This window comes from Apibacter adventoris (genome assembly GCF_002964965.1).
Classification (GTDB): domain Bacteria; phylum Bacteroidota; class Bacteroidia; order Flavobacteriales; family Weeksellaceae; genus Apibacter; species Apibacter adventoris.
Window position 1 is genome coordinate 45,983 of the sequence record NZ_PSZN01000006.1, and the last position, 20,142, is coordinate 66,124.

Annotated in this window: 18 protein-coding genes; 7 read left to right on the top strand and 11 right to left on the bottom strand. The window is 28.2% G+C overall.

From position 1 onward, the window contains the following. Positions 1-44: 44 nt before the first annotated feature. Positions 45-1,235: an endonuclease/exonuclease/phosphatase family protein gene (locus tag C4S76_RS03960; protein ID WP_105192886.1), complete on the bottom strand. Its 1,191-nt coding sequence runs from the start codon at positions 1,233-1,235 to the stop codon at positions 45-47. Between the two features lie 78 nt (positions 1,236-1,313). Between C4S76_RS03960 and C4S76_RS03965 the strand changes: the two genes are divergently transcribed. The 4 genes from C4S76_RS03965 to C4S76_RS03980 all read left to right on the top strand — a co-directional run bounded on the left by C4S76_RS03965 (position 1,314) and on the right by C4S76_RS03980 (position 6,969). Continuing rightward, on the top strand, positions 1,314-4,106 hold the full coding sequence (locus C4S76_RS03965) for a carboxypeptidase-like regulatory domain-containing protein (protein ID WP_146105680.1): 2,793 nt from the start codon (positions 1,314-1,316) through the stop codon (positions 4,104-4,106). A 17-nt stretch (positions 4,107-4,123) separates the two neighbouring features. Then, positions 4,124-5,470 (top strand): DUF5689 domain-containing protein, encoded by a 1,347-nt coding sequence (locus C4S76_RS03970; RefSeq protein ID WP_105192890.1) that lies wholly within the window; start codon positions 4,124-4,126, stop codon positions 5,468-5,470. Positions 5,471-5,484: 14 nt separating this feature from the next. After that, positions 5,485-6,111, top strand: a complete 627-nt coding sequence (locus tag C4S76_RS03975) for a hypothetical protein (protein ID WP_105192892.1) — start codon at positions 5,485-5,487, stop codon at positions 6,109-6,111. 90 nt (positions 6,112-6,201) lie between these two features. Continuing rightward, entirely contained in the window at positions 6,202-6,969 is a 768-nt protein-coding gene (locus C4S76_RS03980; RefSeq protein WP_105192894.1) for an SDR family NAD(P)-dependent oxidoreductase, read from the top strand. Positions 6,970-7,264: 295 nt separating this feature from the next. Here C4S76_RS03980 and C4S76_RS03985 read toward each other — a convergent pair whose 3' ends face one another. After that, complete coding sequence (locus tag C4S76_RS03985; RefSeq protein ID WP_105192896.1) at positions 7,265-7,999, bottom strand: shikimate dehydrogenase family protein; 735 nt, start codon at positions 7,997-7,999, stop codon at positions 7,265-7,267. A 112-nt stretch (positions 8,000-8,111) separates the two neighbouring features. On the opposite strand from C4S76_RS03985, the gene dapF reads away from it, so the two are divergent. Both dapF and mltG read left to right on the top strand, forming a co-directional pair. Then, positions 8,112-8,900, top strand: a complete 789-nt coding sequence (gene dapF / locus C4S76_RS03990) for a diaminopimelate epimerase (RefSeq protein ID WP_221404982.1) — start codon at positions 8,112-8,114, stop codon at positions 8,898-8,900. After that, positions 8,897-9,919 carry an endolytic transglycosylase MltG gene (gene mltG / locus C4S76_RS03995; RefSeq protein WP_105192898.1) on the top strand — a complete coding sequence of 341 codons (1,023 nt, stop codon included), beginning with the start codon at positions 8,897-8,899 and terminating at the stop codon, positions 9,917-9,919. Before dapF ends, mltG begins: the two co-directional genes overlap by 4 nt. A gap of 19 nt (positions 9,920-9,938) precedes the next feature. On the opposite strand, the gene C4S76_RS04000 is transcribed toward mltG, so the two are convergent. The 6 genes from C4S76_RS04000 to C4S76_RS04025 form a co-directional block, all read right to left on the bottom strand. Further along, complete coding sequence (locus C4S76_RS04000) at positions 9,939-10,832, bottom strand: pseudouridine synthase (RefSeq protein ID WP_105192900.1); 894 nt, start codon at positions 10,830-10,832, stop codon at positions 9,939-9,941. A gap of 189 nt (positions 10,833-11,021) precedes the next feature. Then, positions 11,022-11,918 carry a UbiA family prenyltransferase gene (locus tag C4S76_RS04005; protein ID WP_105192902.1) on the bottom strand — a complete coding sequence of 299 codons (897 nt, stop codon included), beginning with the start codon at positions 11,916-11,918 and terminating at the stop codon, positions 11,022-11,024. A 50-nt stretch (positions 11,919-11,968) separates the two neighbouring features. Continuing rightward, positions 11,969-12,895: a mevalonate kinase family protein gene (locus tag C4S76_RS04010; protein ID WP_105192903.1), complete on the bottom strand. Its 927-nt coding sequence runs from the start codon at positions 12,893-12,895 to the stop codon at positions 11,969-11,971. 187 nt (positions 12,896-13,082) lie between these two features. After that, on the bottom strand, positions 13,083-14,711 hold the full coding sequence (gene groL, locus C4S76_RS04015; RefSeq protein WP_105192905.1) for a chaperonin GroEL: 1,629 nt from the start codon (positions 14,709-14,711) through the stop codon (positions 13,083-13,085). A 30-nt stretch (positions 14,712-14,741) separates the two neighbouring features. Further along, the gene (locus C4S76_RS04020; RefSeq protein ID WP_105192907.1) at positions 14,742-15,020 is read right to left on the bottom strand and encodes a co-chaperone GroES; all 279 of its coding nucleotides are present in this window, start codon (positions 15,018-15,020) and stop codon (positions 14,742-14,744) included. Between the two features lie 349 nt (positions 15,021-15,369). Continuing rightward, entirely contained in the window at positions 15,370-15,936 is a 567-nt protein-coding gene (locus C4S76_RS04025; protein WP_105192909.1) for an HdeD family acid-resistance protein, read from the bottom strand. Between the two features lie 172 nt (positions 15,937-16,108). Here C4S76_RS04025 and C4S76_RS04030 point away from each other — a divergent pair, with 172 nt between their 5' ends. Next, complete coding sequence (locus tag C4S76_RS04030; RefSeq protein WP_105192911.1) at positions 16,109-16,678, top strand: RNA polymerase sigma factor; 570 nt, start codon at positions 16,109-16,111, stop codon at positions 16,676-16,678. A gap of 5 nt (positions 16,679-16,683) precedes the next feature. Here the strand turns inward: C4S76_RS04030 and yaaA are convergent, their stop codons facing one another. The 3 genes from yaaA to sufC all read right to left on the bottom strand — a co-directional run bounded on the left by yaaA (position 16,684) and on the right by sufC (position 19,660). Further along, positions 16,684-17,442 carry a peroxide stress protein YaaA gene (yaaA, locus tag C4S76_RS04035; RefSeq protein ID WP_105192913.1) on the bottom strand — a complete coding sequence of 253 codons (759 nt, stop codon included), beginning with the start codon at positions 17,440-17,442 and terminating at the stop codon, positions 16,684-16,686. A 166-nt stretch (positions 17,443-17,608) separates the two neighbouring features. Then, complete coding sequence (gene sufD / locus C4S76_RS04040) at positions 17,609-18,874, bottom strand: Fe-S cluster assembly protein SufD (protein WP_105192915.1); 1,266 nt, start codon at positions 18,872-18,874, stop codon at positions 17,609-17,611. Between the two features lie 51 nt (positions 18,875-18,925). Beyond that, positions 18,926-19,660: a Fe-S cluster assembly ATPase SufC gene (gene sufC, locus C4S76_RS04045; RefSeq protein WP_105192917.1), complete on the bottom strand. Its 735-nt coding sequence runs from the start codon at positions 19,658-19,660 to the stop codon at positions 18,926-18,928. Between the last annotated feature and the right edge of the window lie 482 nt (positions 19,661-20,142).

Sequence of the window (20,142 nt, forward strand, 5' to 3'; positions counted from 1 at the left end):
ATGTTAGGATATACTAAAATGTATTTATAAATGTGCTAATGCATTTATTTTAATTCAGTTACAAATATTGAATATATAGGATAGTGGTCACTGTATCCACCTGTATAATTATCTCCTGAAAATGATCGGAAAGGATAACCTTTTTTAGCTCCTTCCTGACTTACGAGATAAGCTGGAGAAAATACATTCATCTTATAGAATGTATATCCATCTTTGTTATTAACAAATGCCGGTGACAAAATTTGTTGATCAAAAAAATTGAAGGTATCTTTATAAGCTAATGTTCCCATTCCTTTTTTAAATAAATATTCAGCAGGATTATAGTAAGTGTCTTTTTTTACCTGATCCTTTTTAAATACAGTATGGAATACTTTTTTTATACTTGGGCTATTAGGATCATCATTAAAATCACCCATAGCCAACATTTTAGCAGAAGTATTTATTTTTAAAATACTATCCATAGCTGTTTTCACTACTTGTGCTGCTGCCATTCTTTTAGGTAAACTTTTTTGTTCTCCCCCTAATCTTGAAGGCCAGTGATTTACAAAAAAATACATTTTTTCTCCATCTAGTAATCCTTCAACCAATAAAATATCTCGAGTATATTCACGATAACCTGCTTCATTTCTTAAATAGACTTGTAGTCTTTTTCTATTTATAGGAATGAATCGTGTTTTATCATACAATAAAGCTACGTCTACACCTCTTGCATCAAATGAATTATAATGTATAAAATCATAGATCTTTCCGTAGTTTTTCATTCCATTACAAAGATCTTTAAGAACATGTTCATTTTCAATTTCGCAAACCCCAATTATAGCTGGCGTAGATTGAGTCTCAGTTTTACCCGTTTCGGAAAAGACTTTTGTTATATTTCTGATTTTTTCATTATATTTTTTTGAATTCCAAAGTTTACTTCCTTTATAGTAAAATTCATCTGTAAGGATATGCTTTCTAATAACATTTTTACCTTTTAATTTATTAAAATTGAGTTCTCCTCTATAAATTTCCAATCCCGAAGTTAGAGCACTGTCTTCAGGGACACTAATTTGATATCTTTTATCTTCAGGTGATAGATTCCCATTAATAATATCTGCTGATTTTATTGTATCATATAGATTTTCTACATTATAAAACATTATAGTAGCTGTTTTATAACTTTTTTGAGCATTCATTTCTGAAAAAATGTTAATAAAAAGGCTAAAAATGATAATTTTCATCAAAAAATCCTTCATAATGGTAATTTTTTTTATTACAAAAGTAATAATAAATAATTATATTTGCATAGGTGAGTATAACAAAAATTACTAAGTATGATTAAATTTAGGCTGAGTTGTTTGATAATTTTTATTAGTCAAATAACATTTGCACAAACGATGGTTTTCGGCTATCTTAAGGGGCTGGATGATAAGCCATTGAACCGGGCTACAATAAGCCTGGGAGAAGACAGAATGCTGCATACAGAATCAGACCAAGTAGGGTATTTTCAATTTAAAGATGTTTCGGCAGGGACCTATCTTATTATTATAAATAAATCAGGATACATACCCACTACCTTTACCTTTGTTGTTTCTTCTAATGAATTAAAAAAAGATTTGGGGGAAATTAAACTGGAATACAGTCCTTCTCAAATGAATGCCGGGATAATTACATTAACAGATGATGAATTATCAACAGATGAAGGCTCTTCTTTAGGGCAGACGGGCATAGGTTTGTTGCAATCTTCCAAAGATGTTTTTTCTAATACAGCAGCATTTGAATTAGGAGCATATTGGTTTAAGGTACGAGGAATAGATAATCGCTATAATAACATTATGTTTAATGGAATTCCAATGGCAAAAAATCAAACAGGAAGACCAGAATTTAAAAATTGGGGAGGATTAAATAATGTAATAAGATCTCCCTATGAGTTAGCTGAAAATAATACGGTTTCTGATTATTCTTTTAGTGATTTAGGTGGAACAACCTATTATGATACACGGGCTTCAAATTATAGAAAAGGTTTAAATTTATCTTACTCATTCGGAAATAGAACCTATCAGCATCGTGTTATGGCAACTTATTCTACAGGAATGTTATCCTCAGGCTGGGCATTTACTTTTTCAGGATCCAGAAGATGGATGGATGAGGGTGTAATTGATGGGACTTATAATGATTCTTATGCTTATTTTGCATCTATTGAAAAAAAATTATCAGATAAACATAGGATCAATTTTACAGCGTTTGGGACTCCATCCAGAAAAGCAGGTTCAAGCCCCAATACACAAGAAGTGTATGATTTAAGGGGTAAAAATTATAATTCTTATTGGGGCTGGCAAGATGGAGACAAAAGGAATGAAAGAGTAAAAAGGATTTTTGAACCTATTTTCATGCTCACACATTATTGGAATATAAATAATAAAACAAAATTAACCACTACAGCCTCATATCAGTTCGGATATAATAAAAGTTCACGTTTAAATAGATATCAGGCAGAGAATCCTTCTCCTACATATTATAAAAATCTTCCAAGTTATTGGCTTGCAAAAGGGAATGCATCGGAAAGTAGTGCGCTAATAAATTCTTGGCTGAATAATGATCTTTCAGTTACTCAGATAAATTGGGAGAACTTATATAATGCCAATAGAAGTGCTCCTTTTTATTTAGATCCATATTCAAATCAGGAAGGGAGAAGAGCTTCTTACTTCTTAGTTGATGATGTAACTAAAGATAAAACTTTTAATGCCGCAACTCATTTACAAACCCAATTTTCTGATAATTGGAAATTTTATGTAAATGTAAATTACCAAAATTTAGTTTCAGATAATTATAGAGAAGTAAATGATTTATTAGGGGCTGATTTTGTACTTAATAAAACATCATTCCTTAAAGGAGATGGATCTGCAACTTCTATTGATGATTATAATATTTTAAAACCAGGAAGCGTAGCCAGAAAAGGAGATAAAACAGAATATAATTACAAATTCTATAGACAAGAATTAACTACAAATTTCTCTACTAGAATTAATATTAACAGATGGCAGGTTTCAACATCTCTATTAGTCGGATGGAATGAATCTTATAGAGAAGGTAAATATATGCATGGCTTATATGCAAATAATTCTTATGGAAAAAGTGAAAAAGAAAACTTTATAGAAGTGGGGTTAAGAAGTGGAATTACTTATAAAATAAATGGAAGAAATTTTATAATTGTAAATACATCTTATTTTGAATCTTCTCCAGCATTAAATGATATTTTTCCTAATGCCAGGTTAAATAATGATATATCACCCAATATTACTAAACAAAAAATCAATGCTAATGATATAACTTATACTCTTAGAGCCCCTTCAGTGAAAGGTAGGTTGACAGGTTACTATACAAAAATAAAAGATGCGACAGAAGTTTCAAGGTATTATGCACAGGGAGTTGGTTTAGATGGAGGAAATGATGCTTTTATTTCAGAAGTGCTAACCGGAATAGAAAAAGACTTTTTAGGGACTGAATTCGGAATTGAATGGAATATTACTTCTACATTAGTTTTGAGTGGTATTGCTTCCATAGGGCAATATACCTATAAAAACAATCCTAATTTATATGTATTTAGTGATCTTTCTTCCTCCATTAAAGATTATGGGAAATCATATTTGAAAGATTATAAACTAGCAGGAACTCCTCAAAAAGGATACTCATTAGGATTAAAATATAATTCTCCTAAATATTGGTGGGTCGGAGTATCAGGAAATTTTTTACAAGATAACTATACAAACGTTTCAGGATTATCTAGAACTATGAATTTTATATTGTCAGATGTTAATGATCCTGACTCTGTATATCCAGGAGTTACAGAAGAAAGCGTAAGAAAATTATTGAAACAAAAACAATATCAGGATGTATTTATGCTAAATGCGAATATTGGGAAATCTTTTCGTTTAGGTAAATATAGTATGGGTATAAGCGCTTCAGTAAATAATATTTTGAATGAAAGAGGATATGTAACTAATTCATTTGAACAAGGGAGAAATGCAAATTATGAAGATATGGTATCACAACCATATTTTGCTAACAGTAAATTATTTTATGATCAAGGAAGATCTTATTTTTTCAATGTATATTTAAGATTTTAACCTAAAAAAACAGTAAAATGAAAATATTTAATATAAAACATCAAATAATTCTTTTATTTATTTTTTCTTTCTATTTAATGGGTTGTGTTCATGATGATGACTACAACAGCCCTCCTCAAAATAAAGGACAAGTATTAACCCCAACATTAAGTATTGCTGAAGTACACACAACAGCTCCTGTTTATACAGGAAATACGGTTAATGATACTATACCAGAATCTATTCCTTTTAAAAAAGGAGATATTTTAGAAGGATATGTAATTTCTACAGATGAAGGGGGAAATATTTATAAAAATTTATTTATAGTTTCTGAAGATGGCAAACAAGGAATAATGTTAAGTATAAATAAATCTAGTACTTACAATATGTATCCATTAGGGTCAAAAATCTATGTAAAATTAGACGGATTATATTATGGAAAACAAAATGGAATGGTGCAAATTGGGATGAAACCTACTCAATCTAAAAAATACATTGTTGACCAAATAAACCCTAATATAATTTCATCTAATATTATTTTAGGAGTGGATAAGAAATCAGAAGAAGAATTAGTTATTAAAACAAATTCTGCAGGAGAACCATTAACCACAAATGATGTAAAAAATAATGAGAAATATTTAAATACTTTAGTAGAGATCAGTGATGTAGAGTTTAATGAAGCAGGATCTACTTTTGTCAGAGGAAATCTAAATACTAACAATCAGGTAGATACTATTAAAGTGACAAATTTTACTGTAAGAGTTAGTAATTATGCGGCTTTTGGAGGGAATATAATTCCTTATGATAAAGGAAAATTACGAGGAGTAATGACTAGATATGATGGGAAATATAATACATATCAATTATTAATAAGAACCATTAATGATGTAAAAGAATTTCCAAAAACTATTTATGCTGAGACATTTAATAATGTAAAAGATATTGCAGGAAAACCAAAAATAGGAGTAGCTACAGGGTATGATAATAAAATGGTTACATATAGTGATCCATATGGAAAAACAGATATCAGGACATCAGGAACAGCATTTCAAAGTCCGGCAATTTGGTTTCCTTCCAATACTAATGCTTCGTTGGTAATTGATAAAATAGATACCCAAGGATATACAAATATGAAACTTTCATATAGATTTAATGCTAATATTTTTGCTGCAGCAGATAAAGCTTATGTGGATGATTTAGTAATAAAATGTAATGATATTAAAATTCAACTACCACATAAAGAATTAAATGTTTCAAATAACAAAAATATCTATTATACAGTAAAAGTTGCCATTCCAGATGGAACTACTAAAATTGAATTTTTAGGGCAATCCGAAAAAAATAAATTAGGAATGAGGATTGATAATATTAGAATTGGAAATTAATTAAAACTATAAAAATGAAAGTAAAACCATTATTTATATATTTTTTATTTGTTGTATTAACTATTACTTCTATAATTGCATGTGTAGACAATGATGATTATTCTACGCCCTCTTTACCTCCAAAAGGTTTTTTTAAAGAAACTTTTGATAATGTAAAACAAGCAGATGGAAGTGATGTGGGGAATACAAATGCTACCCGTCCTAAAATAGAAAATGCTATTAACTATGATAATAGCCCTTCTGTTAAATATTTAGATCCGCAAGGAAAATCAGATATAAGATTTGTAAGCTCTATTAATAACGGAGCATTGTTTGTATGGATCCCCTATAATAATGGAACGCCGGCATCTTTAATATTGGATAACTTACCAACTAAAGGAAGAAAAAATATAACTTTAAAATATAAATTTAATGATAGTTCGGTTTATAGCTCAGGAAGTACTTCCAATGCTAACGTTATTATTTTAAAATGTAATGATGTTAAAATTACGGTACCAGATATTCCTATTAATACAAATAAAGGAGCAAACAAATTTATAAGTGTTAGGGTTTTAATTCCTAATGGAACTACTAAAATAGAATTTTCTAATCCTACGAAAAACGGACTTAGAATCGATGATATAGAATTAATAGAAAATTAAATTGTACTAAAATTTATAGTTAAAACCTATCAAAACGACTATCATTAAGATAGTCGTTTCATTTTATATTTGTAACTTTAAAATAAAAAAATGGAATTAGAAAAAATAGCGTTAATTACGGGTTCAACATCAGGAATAGGACGAGCTACAGCAGAATTATTGGCAAAAAACGGAATTCATTTAATTCTTTGTGGGAGAAGAGAAGATAGATTAGAGGAAGTAAAAAATGAGTTACAAAAAAATGTTAATGTTATAACTTTAAAGTTTGATGTAAGTAATAGAAAAGAAGTTTTTTCTGCAATTGATAATTTACCGGAAGAATGGAAATCTATAGATATTTTAGTAAATAATGCAGGAAATGCACACGGATTAGCTACTTTTCAAGATGCTTCATTAGATGATTTTGATTCTATGATAAATTCAAATGTTCGTGGAATATTAAATGTTTCTAAAGCTGTAGTACCTTTTCTTATAAATAGAAAATCTGGTCATATAGTAAATTTAAGTTCTATTGCAGGAAAACAAACCTATCCTAAAGGTTCAGTATATTGTGCTTCTAAACATGCCGTAGAAGCAATTAGCCAAGGTATGAGGATGGATTTACTTCCCTATGGTATAAAGGTTACGAATATAGCTCCGGGAGCTGTAGAAACAGAATTTTCATTGGTAAGATTTAAAGGAGATAAAAAATTAGCAGATGCTGTCTATCAAGGATTTGAACCTTTAGTTGCTGGAGATATAGCAGATGCTATTTATTATGCAGTATCTCGTCCGGCTCATGTGCAGATTGCAGATATGACAATTTTTCCTAAAGCACAAGCTTCTGGAACCTTATTTGAAAAAAATAATAAGATATAATATAGAAGTATAAGCAATGAAAAAAACACAAATAATGTAGTTGTGATTTTGCTTTATCTATCATCAAATATACAGACTTACATAATAAAAACATTACAGTTTGTAAATAATGTAATTTCAAAGTGAACTTTTTGCCAAATAAAGAGTTAATAGGTTATTAAGACCTTTTCGGATTTTAAAATTTTGGTAACAATTTTTTTGTGTAAAAGCTATTTATGGCAAATTCTAAATTTAACATATAAGTTCACACATAAGATAAAAATATCTTTAATTTCAAACGAAATAAATAGCATTATCAATAATAATAGTTCGACCTATCATTCCATATATCCCATGCAGCTTCAGCTTGAAGATGAAGCATTTCCAATCCGTTTTTTGTTTTTGCCCCCTTTTCTTTTGCCAGTTTCAGCAGTTTTGTCTCCTCAGGATTATAAATAAGATCATAAACTAAATGTTTATGAGTGAGAAATTCTATCGGAAAAGGAGGATGTTTATCAAGGTTTGGAAATGTACCTACAGGTGTAGTGTTTACTATCAGTAAATTCTCAGATATAGTATTTTGGGTTAAAAAATTGTAATCTTTTTCACCAGTTCTTGAAATAATATGATATTCAATGCCTAGACTTTTTAAGACAAAACCAACAGCTTTAGAAGCTCCTCCACTTCCTAAGACTAAAGACGAAGTATGATAAGGTTTCAGAAGTGGTAATAAAGAATTTTTAAATCCCAGGGCATCTGTATTAAAGCCTACTTTTTTTCCATTAGAAATTTTAACTGTATTCACAGCACCTATTTTTTCAGCTTCGCTACTTAAATTATCTAAAAAGGGAATAATATCTTGTTTATAAGGTATAGTTACATTAAATCCTTTTAGGTCAGGAATATCAAAAAGAGAAATAATATCTTTTTTGTCCGCAATATCAAATACAGAATAACTATAATTAGCAAGTCCCATATTATTAAACTTATCAGTAAAATAACTTTGCGAAAAAGAATAAGAAATATTTCTGCCTAAAATGCCCAGTTTCATAATTTTTGGTTTAATCAAACGTTTTAAAATAAAAACAAATATAAGGTAAAAGAAAAAAGAAGTAAAATTTGTTATTTAAAAACAATGTATTTTTGTAAACAGAACAAAAACAATGAATATAAAATTTTATAAATATCAAGGGGCAGGAAATGACTTTATTATGATTGATGATAGGAGTTTAAATTTTCCTAAAGATAATATCCAACTTGTTAGTCATATGTGTAATCGTCATTTTGGAATTGGTTCTGACGGGTTAATATTGTTGCAGAATGATACATTATCAGATTTCCGAATGGTTTATTACAATTTAGATGGAAACGAAAGCACGATGTGTGGAAATGGAGGAAGATGTATAGTTGCCTTTGCAAGGGACTTAGGAATAATTGATAAAATAGCAACATTTAATGCTATAGACGGAGGACATATTGCAGAAATTAATCATGATATTATAAAACTTAAAATGATTAATGTAAAAGAATATACAGTTTCAGATCAATATTCTTTTTTTCAGACAGGCTCTCCCCATCATGTACAACCAGTGAATAATTTAAAAAATTATGATGTTTATAATGAAGGTAAAAAAATCAGATATGCTGATATGTATAATTCTACGGGGGGAACAAATGTGAATTTTGTTGAGCCTATATCAAAAAATGAAATTTTTGTGAGAACATATGAACGAGGAGTAGAAGATGAAACCTTAGCATGTGGTACCGGAGTAACTGCTGCAGCATTAGATTTTGCTGAAAAAAATAATATTAGAATGGGGGAATTAAAAGTAAAAGTTTTAGGAGGAGAATTAAAAGTATATTGGTTTAAAAAACACGATTACTATCAGGACGTATGGTTAGAAGGACCTGCAAAAAATGTTTTTAAAGGAGAATTAGATTTGGATTTATGAAAAAAACCTCAATTTTTTTAGTAGTTATTTTTATGATTCTTATATTAGGAATTATAATAGGTTATCCATACTATAAAAATAATTACTCATCCAATGTTAATCAGACTACAGTTATTTATATTCCAACCCATGCAACTTATGAACAAGTAAGGGTACTTATAATGCCCTATCTTAAAGATATTAAATCTTTTGATAAAATTGCAAAATCTCAAAAATATCCCGATAAAATAAAAGCTGGTAAATATAAGATTAATAAAGGCGAAAGTAATAAAGAAGTAATACGAAGGTTATATTTGGGAGAACAAGAATATGTACACCTTAGAATTAAAAGTTATGATGATGTTTATGAATTAGTGGCAGATTTAGGTAAGAATTTAGAAAGTGATTCCCTAACTTTCATAAATTATTTAAAAAAAGAAACAACTCTCAAAGGTTTTTCAAATGTGGAGGAACTTAAAATATACTTTACACCAGAAACCTATTATGTGAATTGGAATACCTCTCCTAAAGAACTTTTTTCTCGTTTTGAAAAGATACATGATCAATTTTGGACACAGGAAAGAATGAGAAAAGCACAGAACTTAGGTTTAAATCAATTGCAAGTATATATCTTAGCCTCTATTGTGCAGAGAGAATATATGAGAAAAGAGGAATTACCGGTAATAGCCAGTTTATATTTAAATCGTTATAGAAAAGGAATGAAGTTACAATCAGATCCAACTGTAATTTATGCAGAAAGGAAAGTACAAGGATTCAGGTTACAATTAAAAAGAGTAAAAAATGTTTCTGTAGATTCACCCTATAATACTTATAAATATAAAGGGCTTCCCCCTTTACCTATATGTATTCCCAATGATTTTGTAATAGATGCAGTTCTAAATCCTGCACAAACGGATTATTTATTTATGTGTGCAAATCCAAAAAAGAAAGGATACCATTTATTTACTAATAATGCACAAGAACATATGAAGAATGCTAAAGCCTATACAGATTGGCTAGATTCTATAGGGATAGAATAAAAAATGCTTTAATATACAATTAAAGCATTTTAAGATTATTAATTTCTAATTCTGTAAGAATTCTCCAATATCCCCGTTTCAAATTCTTTTTAGTTAATCCGGCAAACATTACTCGGTCTAGTTTTTCCACTTCATATCCCAATTTACTGAACATTCTTCTGATAATTCTATTCCAACCAATATGAATTTCGACACCTACTTCATTTTTGGGACATCCTTCAATATATGAAATCTTGTCTACCTTAGCCAAACCTTCTTCAAAATGTAACCCTTCGATTAATTTTTCAAAATCAGTCAAAGAAACTTTTTTGTCTAATGTTACGTGATAAATTTTCTTTACTTCATGAGAGGGATGAGTAAGTTTTTTAGTTATATTACCATCGTTTGTTAATAATAAAACACCTGTTGTTTGTCTATCTAATCTTCCTACAGGATATAGACGATAAGGAGACGCATTTGTCACTAAATCTAAAACAGTTTTTCGTGCTTTTTCATCTTTTGTAGTAGAAATGTATCCTTTAGGCTTATTAAGTAAAACGTAAACATTCTTTTCTGGTCGAATATATCTCCCATCAAAAAAAACCTCGTCTCCGGGCATAACCTGATAACCAAATTCTGTTATAATATTACCATTTACTTTTACTACACCATTTTGTATAAATAAATCAGCCTCTCTACGACTACATACTCCAGAATTTGCTATATATTTATTTAAACGAGTTCCTTCTTTTTCTTCTTTTTTTTGAATAGATTTTTTTCTAAAAGTAGGTGATGATTTAAATGTTTTTTTTGTATAATTATCTTTTTTATCTTCCGACTTTATGCTATTTTTTTTATTAAAAGATTCTTTATTAAAAGTTTTTTTTTCATTTCTTCCTGTCCCTTTACGGTTATGGGGTGAATTGTTTCTCATTTTCGATTTGGAATATAATTTAATTATTAAAGAAAAAAGATAACTAGATTTTTAATAATTTTTGCTATTATTAGTATTTTAATAGGCAAAGATACTAGATTTTACTGATAAAGTAATAGCTATTTTACTAAACACAATTTTATTAATCTACTTTTGTTCATAATATAAATTTTAGGTTAATAAATTTTGCTAAAGTAAAGAAAGAGGATTTCCGTCTATGAATAATAAAGAAATAGTGCCTAAAAAAATCCAAAATTTAATCATTAAAATAAAAATTTGTATCCATTTACTTCGCATAAACCAAATTCCAATTATAATAAAAAAACTTAAAAAACCTGTTAGAAGATAATATAATCTTATTTCTTGCAAATGAGGTTCAAAAGTTAGGCAAATAGATAAAATAGTTAATAAAAATAATAAAACATCCAAATATATTTTTGTGGGTATAATGCCCAATGAATTGGGAATAGTGGAATAATTAAATAAATGATCAAATTTATAGGAATGAAGATCTTTACAAATATCTCTTATAAGTATAATTAAAAATAAAAATCCGGCTAGATATAAAATATATTTTGAAAAATTTTCATAAAAAAGAAATAAAGCTAAAAAAGGGAATATCATTAATATAGAGGAAGTTATATTGTTTATAAAAATAATTTTGCTAAGTTTATGGCTATAAAACCATATTAAAAACTGATAAATTAAAAAAAAGATAAAAATTCGGTAAGATAAGAGAGCTGCAATAATTAAAGAGATAAAATTAAAAATAATATAAAGTCTGAGTGCTGTTTTTTGATTAATAAACTGTAATAACATAGATGTAATCGGCTTATATAGCTTATCCTTGTCTTGATCATAAAAATGATTGATAATGTATCCAGCCATAGCACTTAATGCTGATGAAAAAACGATTCCATGAAGTTTTATGTTTTTTAGATTTTCAATGATATTATGCTTTTCATTGAAAAGGAAAATCGCTGAAATGTACATAGCAAGAATTAACATAATTACATTAGTAATCCTTACTCTTATTAAGAGAGAAAAGTTAAATAAAAAAAACTTTTTATTAGCCAGACGCTCCATTTTTATGCTTTAGTAAGGCATAAAATTACAAAAAAGCAATTCAAAAGCTATTAAAAGCGGTAAATGACTTCTTTATTGTAATTTTTAAGCATTTTTTTAGTAGTTGTATAATCTTGGGTAAAGCCAAGTATATAACCTCCTCCGCCAGATCCACATAGTTTTAAATAATAAGTGTTGGTATCAATACCTTTTTTCCATATTTTAAGAAAGTCGTTAGGTATCATAGGAGAAAAATGGTTCAATGCCCATAGAGAAAGTTTTTTTAAATTTTGAAAGAGAGGTTTAGTCTCTTTTTTTAAGAAAGCATCAATGCAAGCATTATTGTATCGAATAAATTCTTCTTTAAGAGTTTTACGAAATCCCTCGTTTTTAAGTTTTTCAAAGAAAATTTTGACCATAGGCTCTGTTTCTCCGGGAACTCCTGAATTTATAAGGAATATAGCTCCTTTTCCTTCTTTTCCTTCAAAAATCCCAACTTTATCCACTTCAGAATTTGGTTGTATAAGAAGAGGAATATTCATATAGCAAATAAGAGGGTCTATTCCAGAACTTTTTCCATGGAAAAAAGATTCCATTTCACCCAATATTAACTTTAAACTTTTTAGATCTTGCTTTGCTATTTTACTGGGAGATATTTTATGAATACAGTATTTATCAAAAATTGCCGCAACTAAAGCGCCAGAACTCCCTACACCATATCCTTGAGGTATATTGGAATTAAAATACATACCTTGTTGTATATCTTTTTCCAGTTGCGTGTTATTGAGTTCAAATTTTGATGGAAATTTTAAAGTTTTAAGATACTTTGAAAATGCCTTAAGTGAAAGATTAGACTTTTGTTCTTTATCATCTTTAAGATCAGAAAATTGTAAAGTACCTTTATAAGAATTAAAAGGAAGAGTTAAACCTTTTGAGTTTTCTATAATCCCATATTCCCCAAAAAGCATAATTTTTGCATAAAATAGAGAATGAGTCATATTTTTAAATATCCATAAAAAATGGTTAATATTTTACAAATGTAAGAAAATTATCTAATTCTATTTTAGAATGGAACTTATTATTTAAATTGCATTAAATTAATTTATTTCAAATCAATTTTGAAAAATAAAAAAGCTGGATTTAATTTTAATCCAGCTTTTTATTATTATGCATGTATGTATTATATTACATCATTCCTGGCATTCCTCCTCCCATAGGTGGCATTGCAGGTTCATCTTTTTTAATGTCTGTAATTACACATTCAGTAGTTAATAACATTCCGGCAACAGAAGCAGCATTTTCTAAAGCTACACGTGTTACTTTAGTAGGGTCTATGATACCTGCAGCAAACATACTTTCATATTTTTCGGCTTTTGCATTGTAACCGAAATCATCTTTACCTTCCAATACTTTGTTTACAACTACAGATCCTTCACCTCCTGCATTAGCTACAATTTGTCTTAAAGGCTCTTCAATTGCTTTTTTCACTATTTTTATACCAGTATCTTCGTCTTGGTTTTCACCTTTTAAAGAGCTAACCCCTTCAATTGCTCTTACTAATGCAACTCCACCACCGGCAACAAAACCTTCTTCTACGGCTGCTCTGGTAGCGTGTAAAGCATCGTCTACTCTATCTTTTTTCTCTTTCATTTCAACTTCAGAGGCTGCTCCTACATAAAGTACAGCTACTCCTCCGGCTAATTTTGCTAACCTTTCTTGAAGTTTTTCTTTATCGTAATCAGATGTAGTATTTTCAATTTGTGATTTAATTTGAGAAACTCTTTGTTTGATAGCGTCATCCTTTCCAGCTCCATTTACAATTGTAGTATTATCTTTATCAATAGATACTTTTTCAGCAGTTCCTAACATTTCTAAGGTAGCTCCTTCTAAAGTTAATCCAGCTTCTTCAGAGATTACGGTTCCACCTGTTAAAATAGCAATATCTTCTAACATGGCTTTTCTTCTATCACCAAATCCTGGAGCTTTAACAGCTGCAATTTTAAGAGAACCTCTTAAACGGTTAACAACTAAGGTAGCTAAAGCTTCTCCATCTACCTCTTCAGAAATAATTAGTAAAGACTTTCCATGTTGGGCTACAGGTTCCAATACAGGAAGTAAGTCTTTCATACTAGATATTTTTTTATCACATAATAAGATATAAGGATTTTCTAATTCTGCAATCATTTTATCTGTATTAGTAACAAAATAAGGAGATTGATATCCTCTGTCAAATTGCATACCTTCTACTACATCTACGTATGTATCGGTTCCTTTTGCTTCTTCCACTGTAATAACTCCTTCTTTTCCTACCTTTCCAAAAGCTTCAGCAATTAAAGAGCCAATGGTTTCATCATTATTAGCGGAAATAGAAGCTACTTGTTTAATTTTTTCAGAATCAGAACCTACTACTTGAGATTGTTTTTTTAATGCTTCAACTACAGAAATTACAGCTTTATCAATACCTCTTTTTAAATCCATAGGATTGGCACCTGCTGCAACATTTTTTAATCCTTCTCTTACAATTGCTTGTGCTAAAACTGTAGCAGTAGTAGTTCCGTCTCCAGCCACATCATTAGTTTTAGAAGCTACTTCTTTTACCATTTGTGCTCCTAAATTTTCAATTGCATCTTCTAATTCAACTTCTTTAGCTACTGTTACCCCATCTTTAGTTACATGTGGTGCACCAAAAGATTTTTGTATAACTACGTTTCTACCTTTAGGTCCTAATGTGACTTTTACTGCATTTGCAAGGGCATCTACACCTTTTTTTAAAGCATCTCTTGATTCAATATTAAATTTTATATCTTTTGCCATTTTGTTTATTTTTTAATTAATGAAAAATTATTATATAATTGCTAAAATATCAGATTCCCTCATAATTAGGTAATCTTTACCATTTAGTTTTAATTCCGTTCCTGCATATTTACCATATAAAACTTTATCTCCCTTTTTTACAGTCATAGGTTCGTCTTTTTTACCGGTTCCCACAGCAACAACAGTTCCTTCTTGAGGTTTCTCTTTTGCACTATCAGGTATAATAATTCCTGAAGCTGTTTTGGTTTCAGCTGCTGCCGGTTCTATTATTACACGATCAGCTAATGGTTTAATTGATAATTCTGACATATTTTTTAATTTTTAATTAATACTAAATTATTTTCCATATTTGATTTTCGAAAAATATGCCAAAATATATTATTGTGCCAAAATATAGTTTTAATAAGTAACTAAATGACAAATTGTCTTTTGTATGCCTTAGTGGAAAATTAAAGACAAAAAAATTTATTGAATAATTAATATTAATTTTTATAAATTCTTACTTTAATAATAAGTTATCATTGTTAATACGATATAAATTTATGGGAATGATAAAAAATGATTATATGTGCATATATAGTTCAACTTTTAAAATAAAAAAGGTCTGTTATTAACAGACCTTTTTATGTATTATGAAATAGATGCTTTTTGTAAAAAATTATTCATCTAGTTTTTTAAAAAATTTCTTTACTCTGATTGCAATATATATGTTCATAATTCCTAAAAATAAGGCTACCATGCTTGACCATATAATAATTGTTCCTATTCCTATAGGAGGGAAAATAACAATTATAAAAGAAATAATTACTTCAAGGATTCCAAAAATTAATAAAAATCCCCAGTCAGAAGAATAATTTTTAGTTTCCAAAGATATACCTATAGAATTTATACCTCTAAATAATAACCATAATCCAATAAATAATACTAAAATTTGAGCAGATAAGGTAATAGGATTACATAATAAAATAATTCCTAAAAAAAGATCTAAAATTCCTCCTACTAAATACCATCCCCACGAATCTATAGTATTTTTATTATTTAGTGAAAAGATAATTTCAAATATTCCACTAATAAAAAATCCTATAGAGAAAAGCATAGCTAAAGCAGCAAAAGAAGCAATAGGATATAATATAAGTAATATACTAAATATAATTAATAATATACCCATAAGTAAAAAAGCCCACCAACTCCCGTGGCTTTTTCTTACGTTTGAATAATTTGTCATAATTTTGATTTTATAATTAATCGTTAAAGACAAAAATAATGCCACTAGATGAATGTATTTTACATGTTCCTAATATTTAGTAAGTGTAAATATAATAAGTGCTGGTATCAATATTGGTATAATTTAATTTAGGTATTATTATTGCGTAAAATTAGGCAGTAAATATTTTAATTTGAAAACAAAGTCTAATTTATTACAATTAATAGAGCAGGCAAGGTGTTCTAAACCACAAGCTCAAAGCAAAATAGTGAATCTTTTTTGGGATGAAATTAAAGGATATATTAATTCTTTAACTAAAGATGAAATTTTAGCTGAGGAGTTAACCATAAATACATTCACAAAAGTTTTAAATAAATTGTCATTATATAATTCTGATTTTGATTTTAAAACTTGGATTGTATCGATAGCCCACAATACCACAGTAGATTGCTTTAGAAAAAGAAGTAAAGGATTTGATTTTTATATAGAAGATAGTTATAGTGAAATTAAAGATATGGAACCTTCACCAGAACAGGTATTTATTGAAAAACAAGATTCTGAAGTATTGGAAAGAATGATGTCTAAATTACCAAAAAATTATAGTTACTTGATGCAATTAAGATATTTAGAAGGAAAAAAGTTAAAAGAAATAACGAAGGAAACGGACCTTTCGCTTGCGAATGTAAAAGTGAGTCTAATGAGAGCCAAGAAGTTATTGTTTGAAATGCAACAGAAAGACAGTGAGTCCGATAATTTAAAATAAAAAAATTAACGAACAAAGACAAGGTTGTTATTTTGAGATAACTCTTCTGAAAATTCATAACCATCTTCATTATAAACTTTTAATTTTTCTACATCTTTAATATTATTTATAGCACACCAACGAGCCATTTTTCCTCGGGCATTTTTTATATATATAACTATATACTTCCATTTATTATCTTTAAAATCTTTAAATTCAACATTTACTACTTTCCCTTTAAGATTTTTAGTTTTAAAAACTTTAAAATATTCTTTACTACAAAGGTTTAGGATAGGTTCATCATTTTCAAGATGAGAATTCAGGTAATGGGTAAGTGTTTGTTCCCAAAAGGAATATAAATCTTTAGATTTTTCAGTTTTTAATTTTTTTCCAATTTCTAAGCGGTATGGCATAATATCATCTGAGGGGCGAAGTATACCATAAAGCCCAGAAATGATTAAGAGGTTTTTTTGTAGATAATTTAATGCTGTAGATGAGAGGTTTTTTGCATTTAAACCTCTATAAACTTCACCTTTAAAAGCATAAATTGCCTGTAAAGATTCTTTTTTAGAAGGATTAGGTTTCCATTCCTGATTTCTTTCCCAGCTTTCTTGAGATAATTTTGGAGAAATATCAAGAAGATTTTCGAGTTCTTTTGGGGTATATTCTTTTAATACTGAATGTAGTTTCTTACTGAGTTCAATATATTCAGGTTGGGTATGTTTATGCCATTGGGATACGGTTTCAATACTCATAAGCTTTGCCGGAGATAATAGTATTTTCATGCAAATGAATTTATTATTTTACTAAATTAAAAAAATATAGAATGTGATAATAAATATTATTTTATTGTTTTTTTATTAAAAAAAACAGATATTTTTTCTGTAATGTAGATTAAAAAACAAAAGGTTAATATTGCATTTAACCTTTTATATAATTGAGCAATTTTTATTAAAAATCAATGTCAACATTAACATTTAGTTTTTTAGCTATTAATTTATTTATTTCGGTTTTTAGTTCAGGAATATTTACAGTATTGAGTACATCGTTGAAAAAAGCAAGCATAAGCAATGCTTGAGCTTCTTTTTGATGGATTCCTCTTTGTTTCATATAAAATAAAGCATCATTATCTAACTGTCCTATGGTACAACCATGAGAACATTTTACATCATCAGCAAATATTTCTAATTGTGGTTTAGAGTCAATTTCAGCTTTATTAGATAATAAAATACTATTATTTTGTTGAAAAGCATTTGTTTTTTGTGCTTTCTTATGAACTTTAATTTTACCATTAAAAATTCCATGAGCATCATCTAAATAAATTCCTCTGTATAATTCATGGCTCTCACAATTGGGTTGATTATGATGTACCATAGTATGATTTCCAACTTCCTGACTGTTTCCTATAATAGTAATTCCTTTTAGAGTTGAATTAATATTTTCTCCATTATGGTCAAATGTTAATTCGTTTCGAGTAGTATTTCCTCCAAAAGAGAATGTATGTATAAAAGCTTGGCTATCTTGTTCTTGTTGTATATAAGTTAAGTCTATTAAATTAGACAATTTAGTGTCATTTTGTATTTTATATATTCTGGCAACAGCATTTTTTTCAATAAAAATTTCATTAACAGCATTTGTTAAAAAAGAATATGTTGATAGTGTATGAATTTTTTGTGTAATACAAACCTCCGAGCTTTGTTCTAATATCAATAGATTCCTAATATTTTGTTTAGCTTTTTCAGATTGTTCTGAATTTATATATAATAGTTCTATGGGCTTTTCTTCTTTTATATTTTTAGGTAAATAAATGAAAACTCCCGAGGGAAAAGAAGAACTATTTAATACACAAAAAAAATGATGTTTATCGGTAATAGAATTATATTTTTTTTTAATTATGGAAAAATAACGTTCGTCTTTAAGAGCTTCAGATAAAGGAAGTATAACTAGTTTTTCTTTTGGATAAAAAGATAATTTAGGGGAAAAAACTCCATCAATAAAAATAATTTTATAAGAATCTAATCCCATAATTAAATGTTCTTTAATTACAGAATCATTTATTGTATTATTTTTTGCAGTAGCATATTCATTTACGTGGAAATCAGATATGCGAGAATATTTCCAATCTTCATTTTTTTTTAGAGGAAAAGGAATATTTTGTAAAAGAGAATCAGCGTTTGCTTGTATTTTATTTATTAGAGTGTTTTCTAAATGATTCATGAGATTTATTTATATGTAGTGTGTAAATTGTAATAATAATAGAAAATACTTTTAAAGCCAATCATACCCTTTTTGTTCAAGTTCTAAAGCAAGTTCTTTAGTTCCTGATTTTATTATTTTTCCGTCTCTTAATACATGCACTACATCTGGAATTATATAATCTAATAGCCTTTGGTAATGTGTAATAACCAATACAGCATTGTTAGGATTTTTAAGTTTGTTCACCCCATTGGAAACAATACGTAGGGCATCGATATCTAATCCGGAATCAGTCTCATCTAAGATTGATAATTTAGGTTCTAACATAGCCATTTGAAAAATTTCATTACGTTTTTTTTCTCCACCTGAAAAACCTTCGTTTAAAGACCGAGAAAGAAAATCTTTTTTAATTTCTAGTAATTTAGATTTTTCGTTTACTTTTTGCAAGAATTCTTTGGCTGAAATATCTTCCAATCCATGAGCCTTTCTATTAGCATTTATGGCAGCTTTCAGAAAATTAGAAACACTTACTCCCGGAATTTCCACTGGATATTGAAAAGACATAAAAATACCTTCATTTGCTCTTTCCTCCGGAGTTAAATTTAATAGATCTTTCCCTTCAAAAATTATTGAACCCTCTGTTACCTGATAATCTTCTCTTCCCGTAATAACATTTGATAGTGTGCTTTTCCCTCCACCGTTAGGCCCCATAATAGCATGAACCTCTCCTTTTTTAATTTCTAAATTAATACCCTTTAAAATTTTTTTACCATCTATTTCTGCATGTAAATTTTTTATTGTTAACATATTTATTTCGCCTTATACTTTAGATTTGTTCTAAATACAAATATACTATCTTTATATTAGGTATGAAAAACCCATTATAGATTTTATCTATTTTTTCATTTATAATTAAATAATTACAATTTTATTTATGTTTTAAAACTCAAAATATAAAATATTATTAACAAAAAAGAAATTTTTTAATATTTTCAATGATTCAATGGTACCTTTAAGATACTTACCTAAAATAAACATTTCTTTACTTTAATTAAAGTATTAAAAATACGGGTGTATTTTATAGTTCAAAATTCTACATAAACAGGAATATAATTTATATATTAGATAAAAGAATAATAAATAGGTTTATGAATTTTTTTTGAAAGAAATTCTTTCCCATCATGCCTTAAACATTATATTTCAAATAAGTTTAATTATGTTAAGTTCTTTTTCTCTTAGAAATGAAAATAGAAATAAAAAATATAAATTTTTAAGTTTATTTTTCAATA

Excerpts from the sequence above, each read along its gene's own strand:
- C4S76_RS04025 (WP_105192909.1), bottom strand. The coding sequence starts at position 15,936 with ATGACAAATTATTCAAACGTAAGAAAAAGCCACGGGAGTTGGTGGGCT.
- C4S76_RS03985 (WP_105192896.1), bottom strand. The coding sequence starts at position 7,999 with ATGAAACTGGGCATTTTAGGCAGAAATATTTCTTATTCTTTTTCGCAA.
- C4S76_RS04000 (WP_105192900.1), bottom strand. The coding sequence starts at position 10,832 with ATGAGAAACAATTCACCCCATAACCGTAAAGGGACAGGAAGAAATGAA.
- C4S76_RS03965 (WP_146105680.1), top strand. The coding sequence starts at position 1,314 with ATGATTAAATTTAGGCTGAGTTGTTTGATAATTTTTATTAGTCAAATA.
- yaaA (WP_105192913.1), bottom strand. The coding sequence starts at position 17,442 with ATGAAAATACTATTATCTCCGGCAAAGCTTATGAGTATTGAAACCGTA.
- C4S76_RS04010 (WP_105192903.1), bottom strand. The coding sequence starts at position 12,895 with ATGACTCATTCTCTATTTTATGCAAAAATTATGCTTTTTGGGGAATAT.
- sufD (WP_105192915.1), bottom strand. The coding sequence starts at position 18,874 with ATGAATCATTTAGAAAACACTCTAATAAATAAAATACAAGCAAACGCT.
- C4S76_RS03980 (WP_105192894.1), top strand. The coding sequence starts at position 6,202 with ATGGAATTAGAAAAAATAGCGTTAATTACGGGTTCAACATCAGGAATA.
- C4S76_RS03970 (WP_105192890.1), top strand. The coding sequence starts at position 4,124 with ATGAAAATATTTAATATAAAACATCAAATAATTCTTTTATTTATTTTT.
- C4S76_RS04020 (WP_105192907.1), bottom strand. The coding sequence starts at position 15,020 with ATGTCAGAATTATCAATTAAACCATTAGCTGATCGTGTAATAATAGAA.
- C4S76_RS03975 (WP_105192892.1), top strand. The coding sequence starts at position 5,485 with ATGAAAGTAAAACCATTATTTATATATTTTTTATTTGTTGTATTAACT.
- sufC (WP_105192917.1), bottom strand. The coding sequence starts at position 19,660 with ATGTTAACAATAAAAAATTTACATGCAGAAATAGATGGTAAAAAAATT.
- mltG (WP_105192898.1), top strand. The coding sequence starts at position 8,897 with ATGAAAAAAACCTCAATTTTTTTAGTAGTTATTTTTATGATTCTTATA.
- C4S76_RS04005 (WP_105192902.1), bottom strand. The coding sequence starts at position 11,918 with ATGGAGCGTCTGGCTAATAAAAAGTTTTTTTTATTTAACTTTTCTCTC.
- C4S76_RS03960 (WP_105192886.1), bottom strand. The coding sequence starts at position 1,235 with ATGAAGGATTTTTTGATGAAAATTATCATTTTTAGCCTTTTTATTAAC.
- groL (WP_105192905.1), bottom strand. The coding sequence starts at position 14,711 with ATGGCAAAAGATATAAAATTTAATATTGAATCAAGAGATGCTTTAAAA.
- dapF (WP_221404982.1), top strand. The coding sequence starts at position 8,112 with ATGAATATAAAATTTTATAAATATCAAGGGGCAGGAAATGACTTTATT.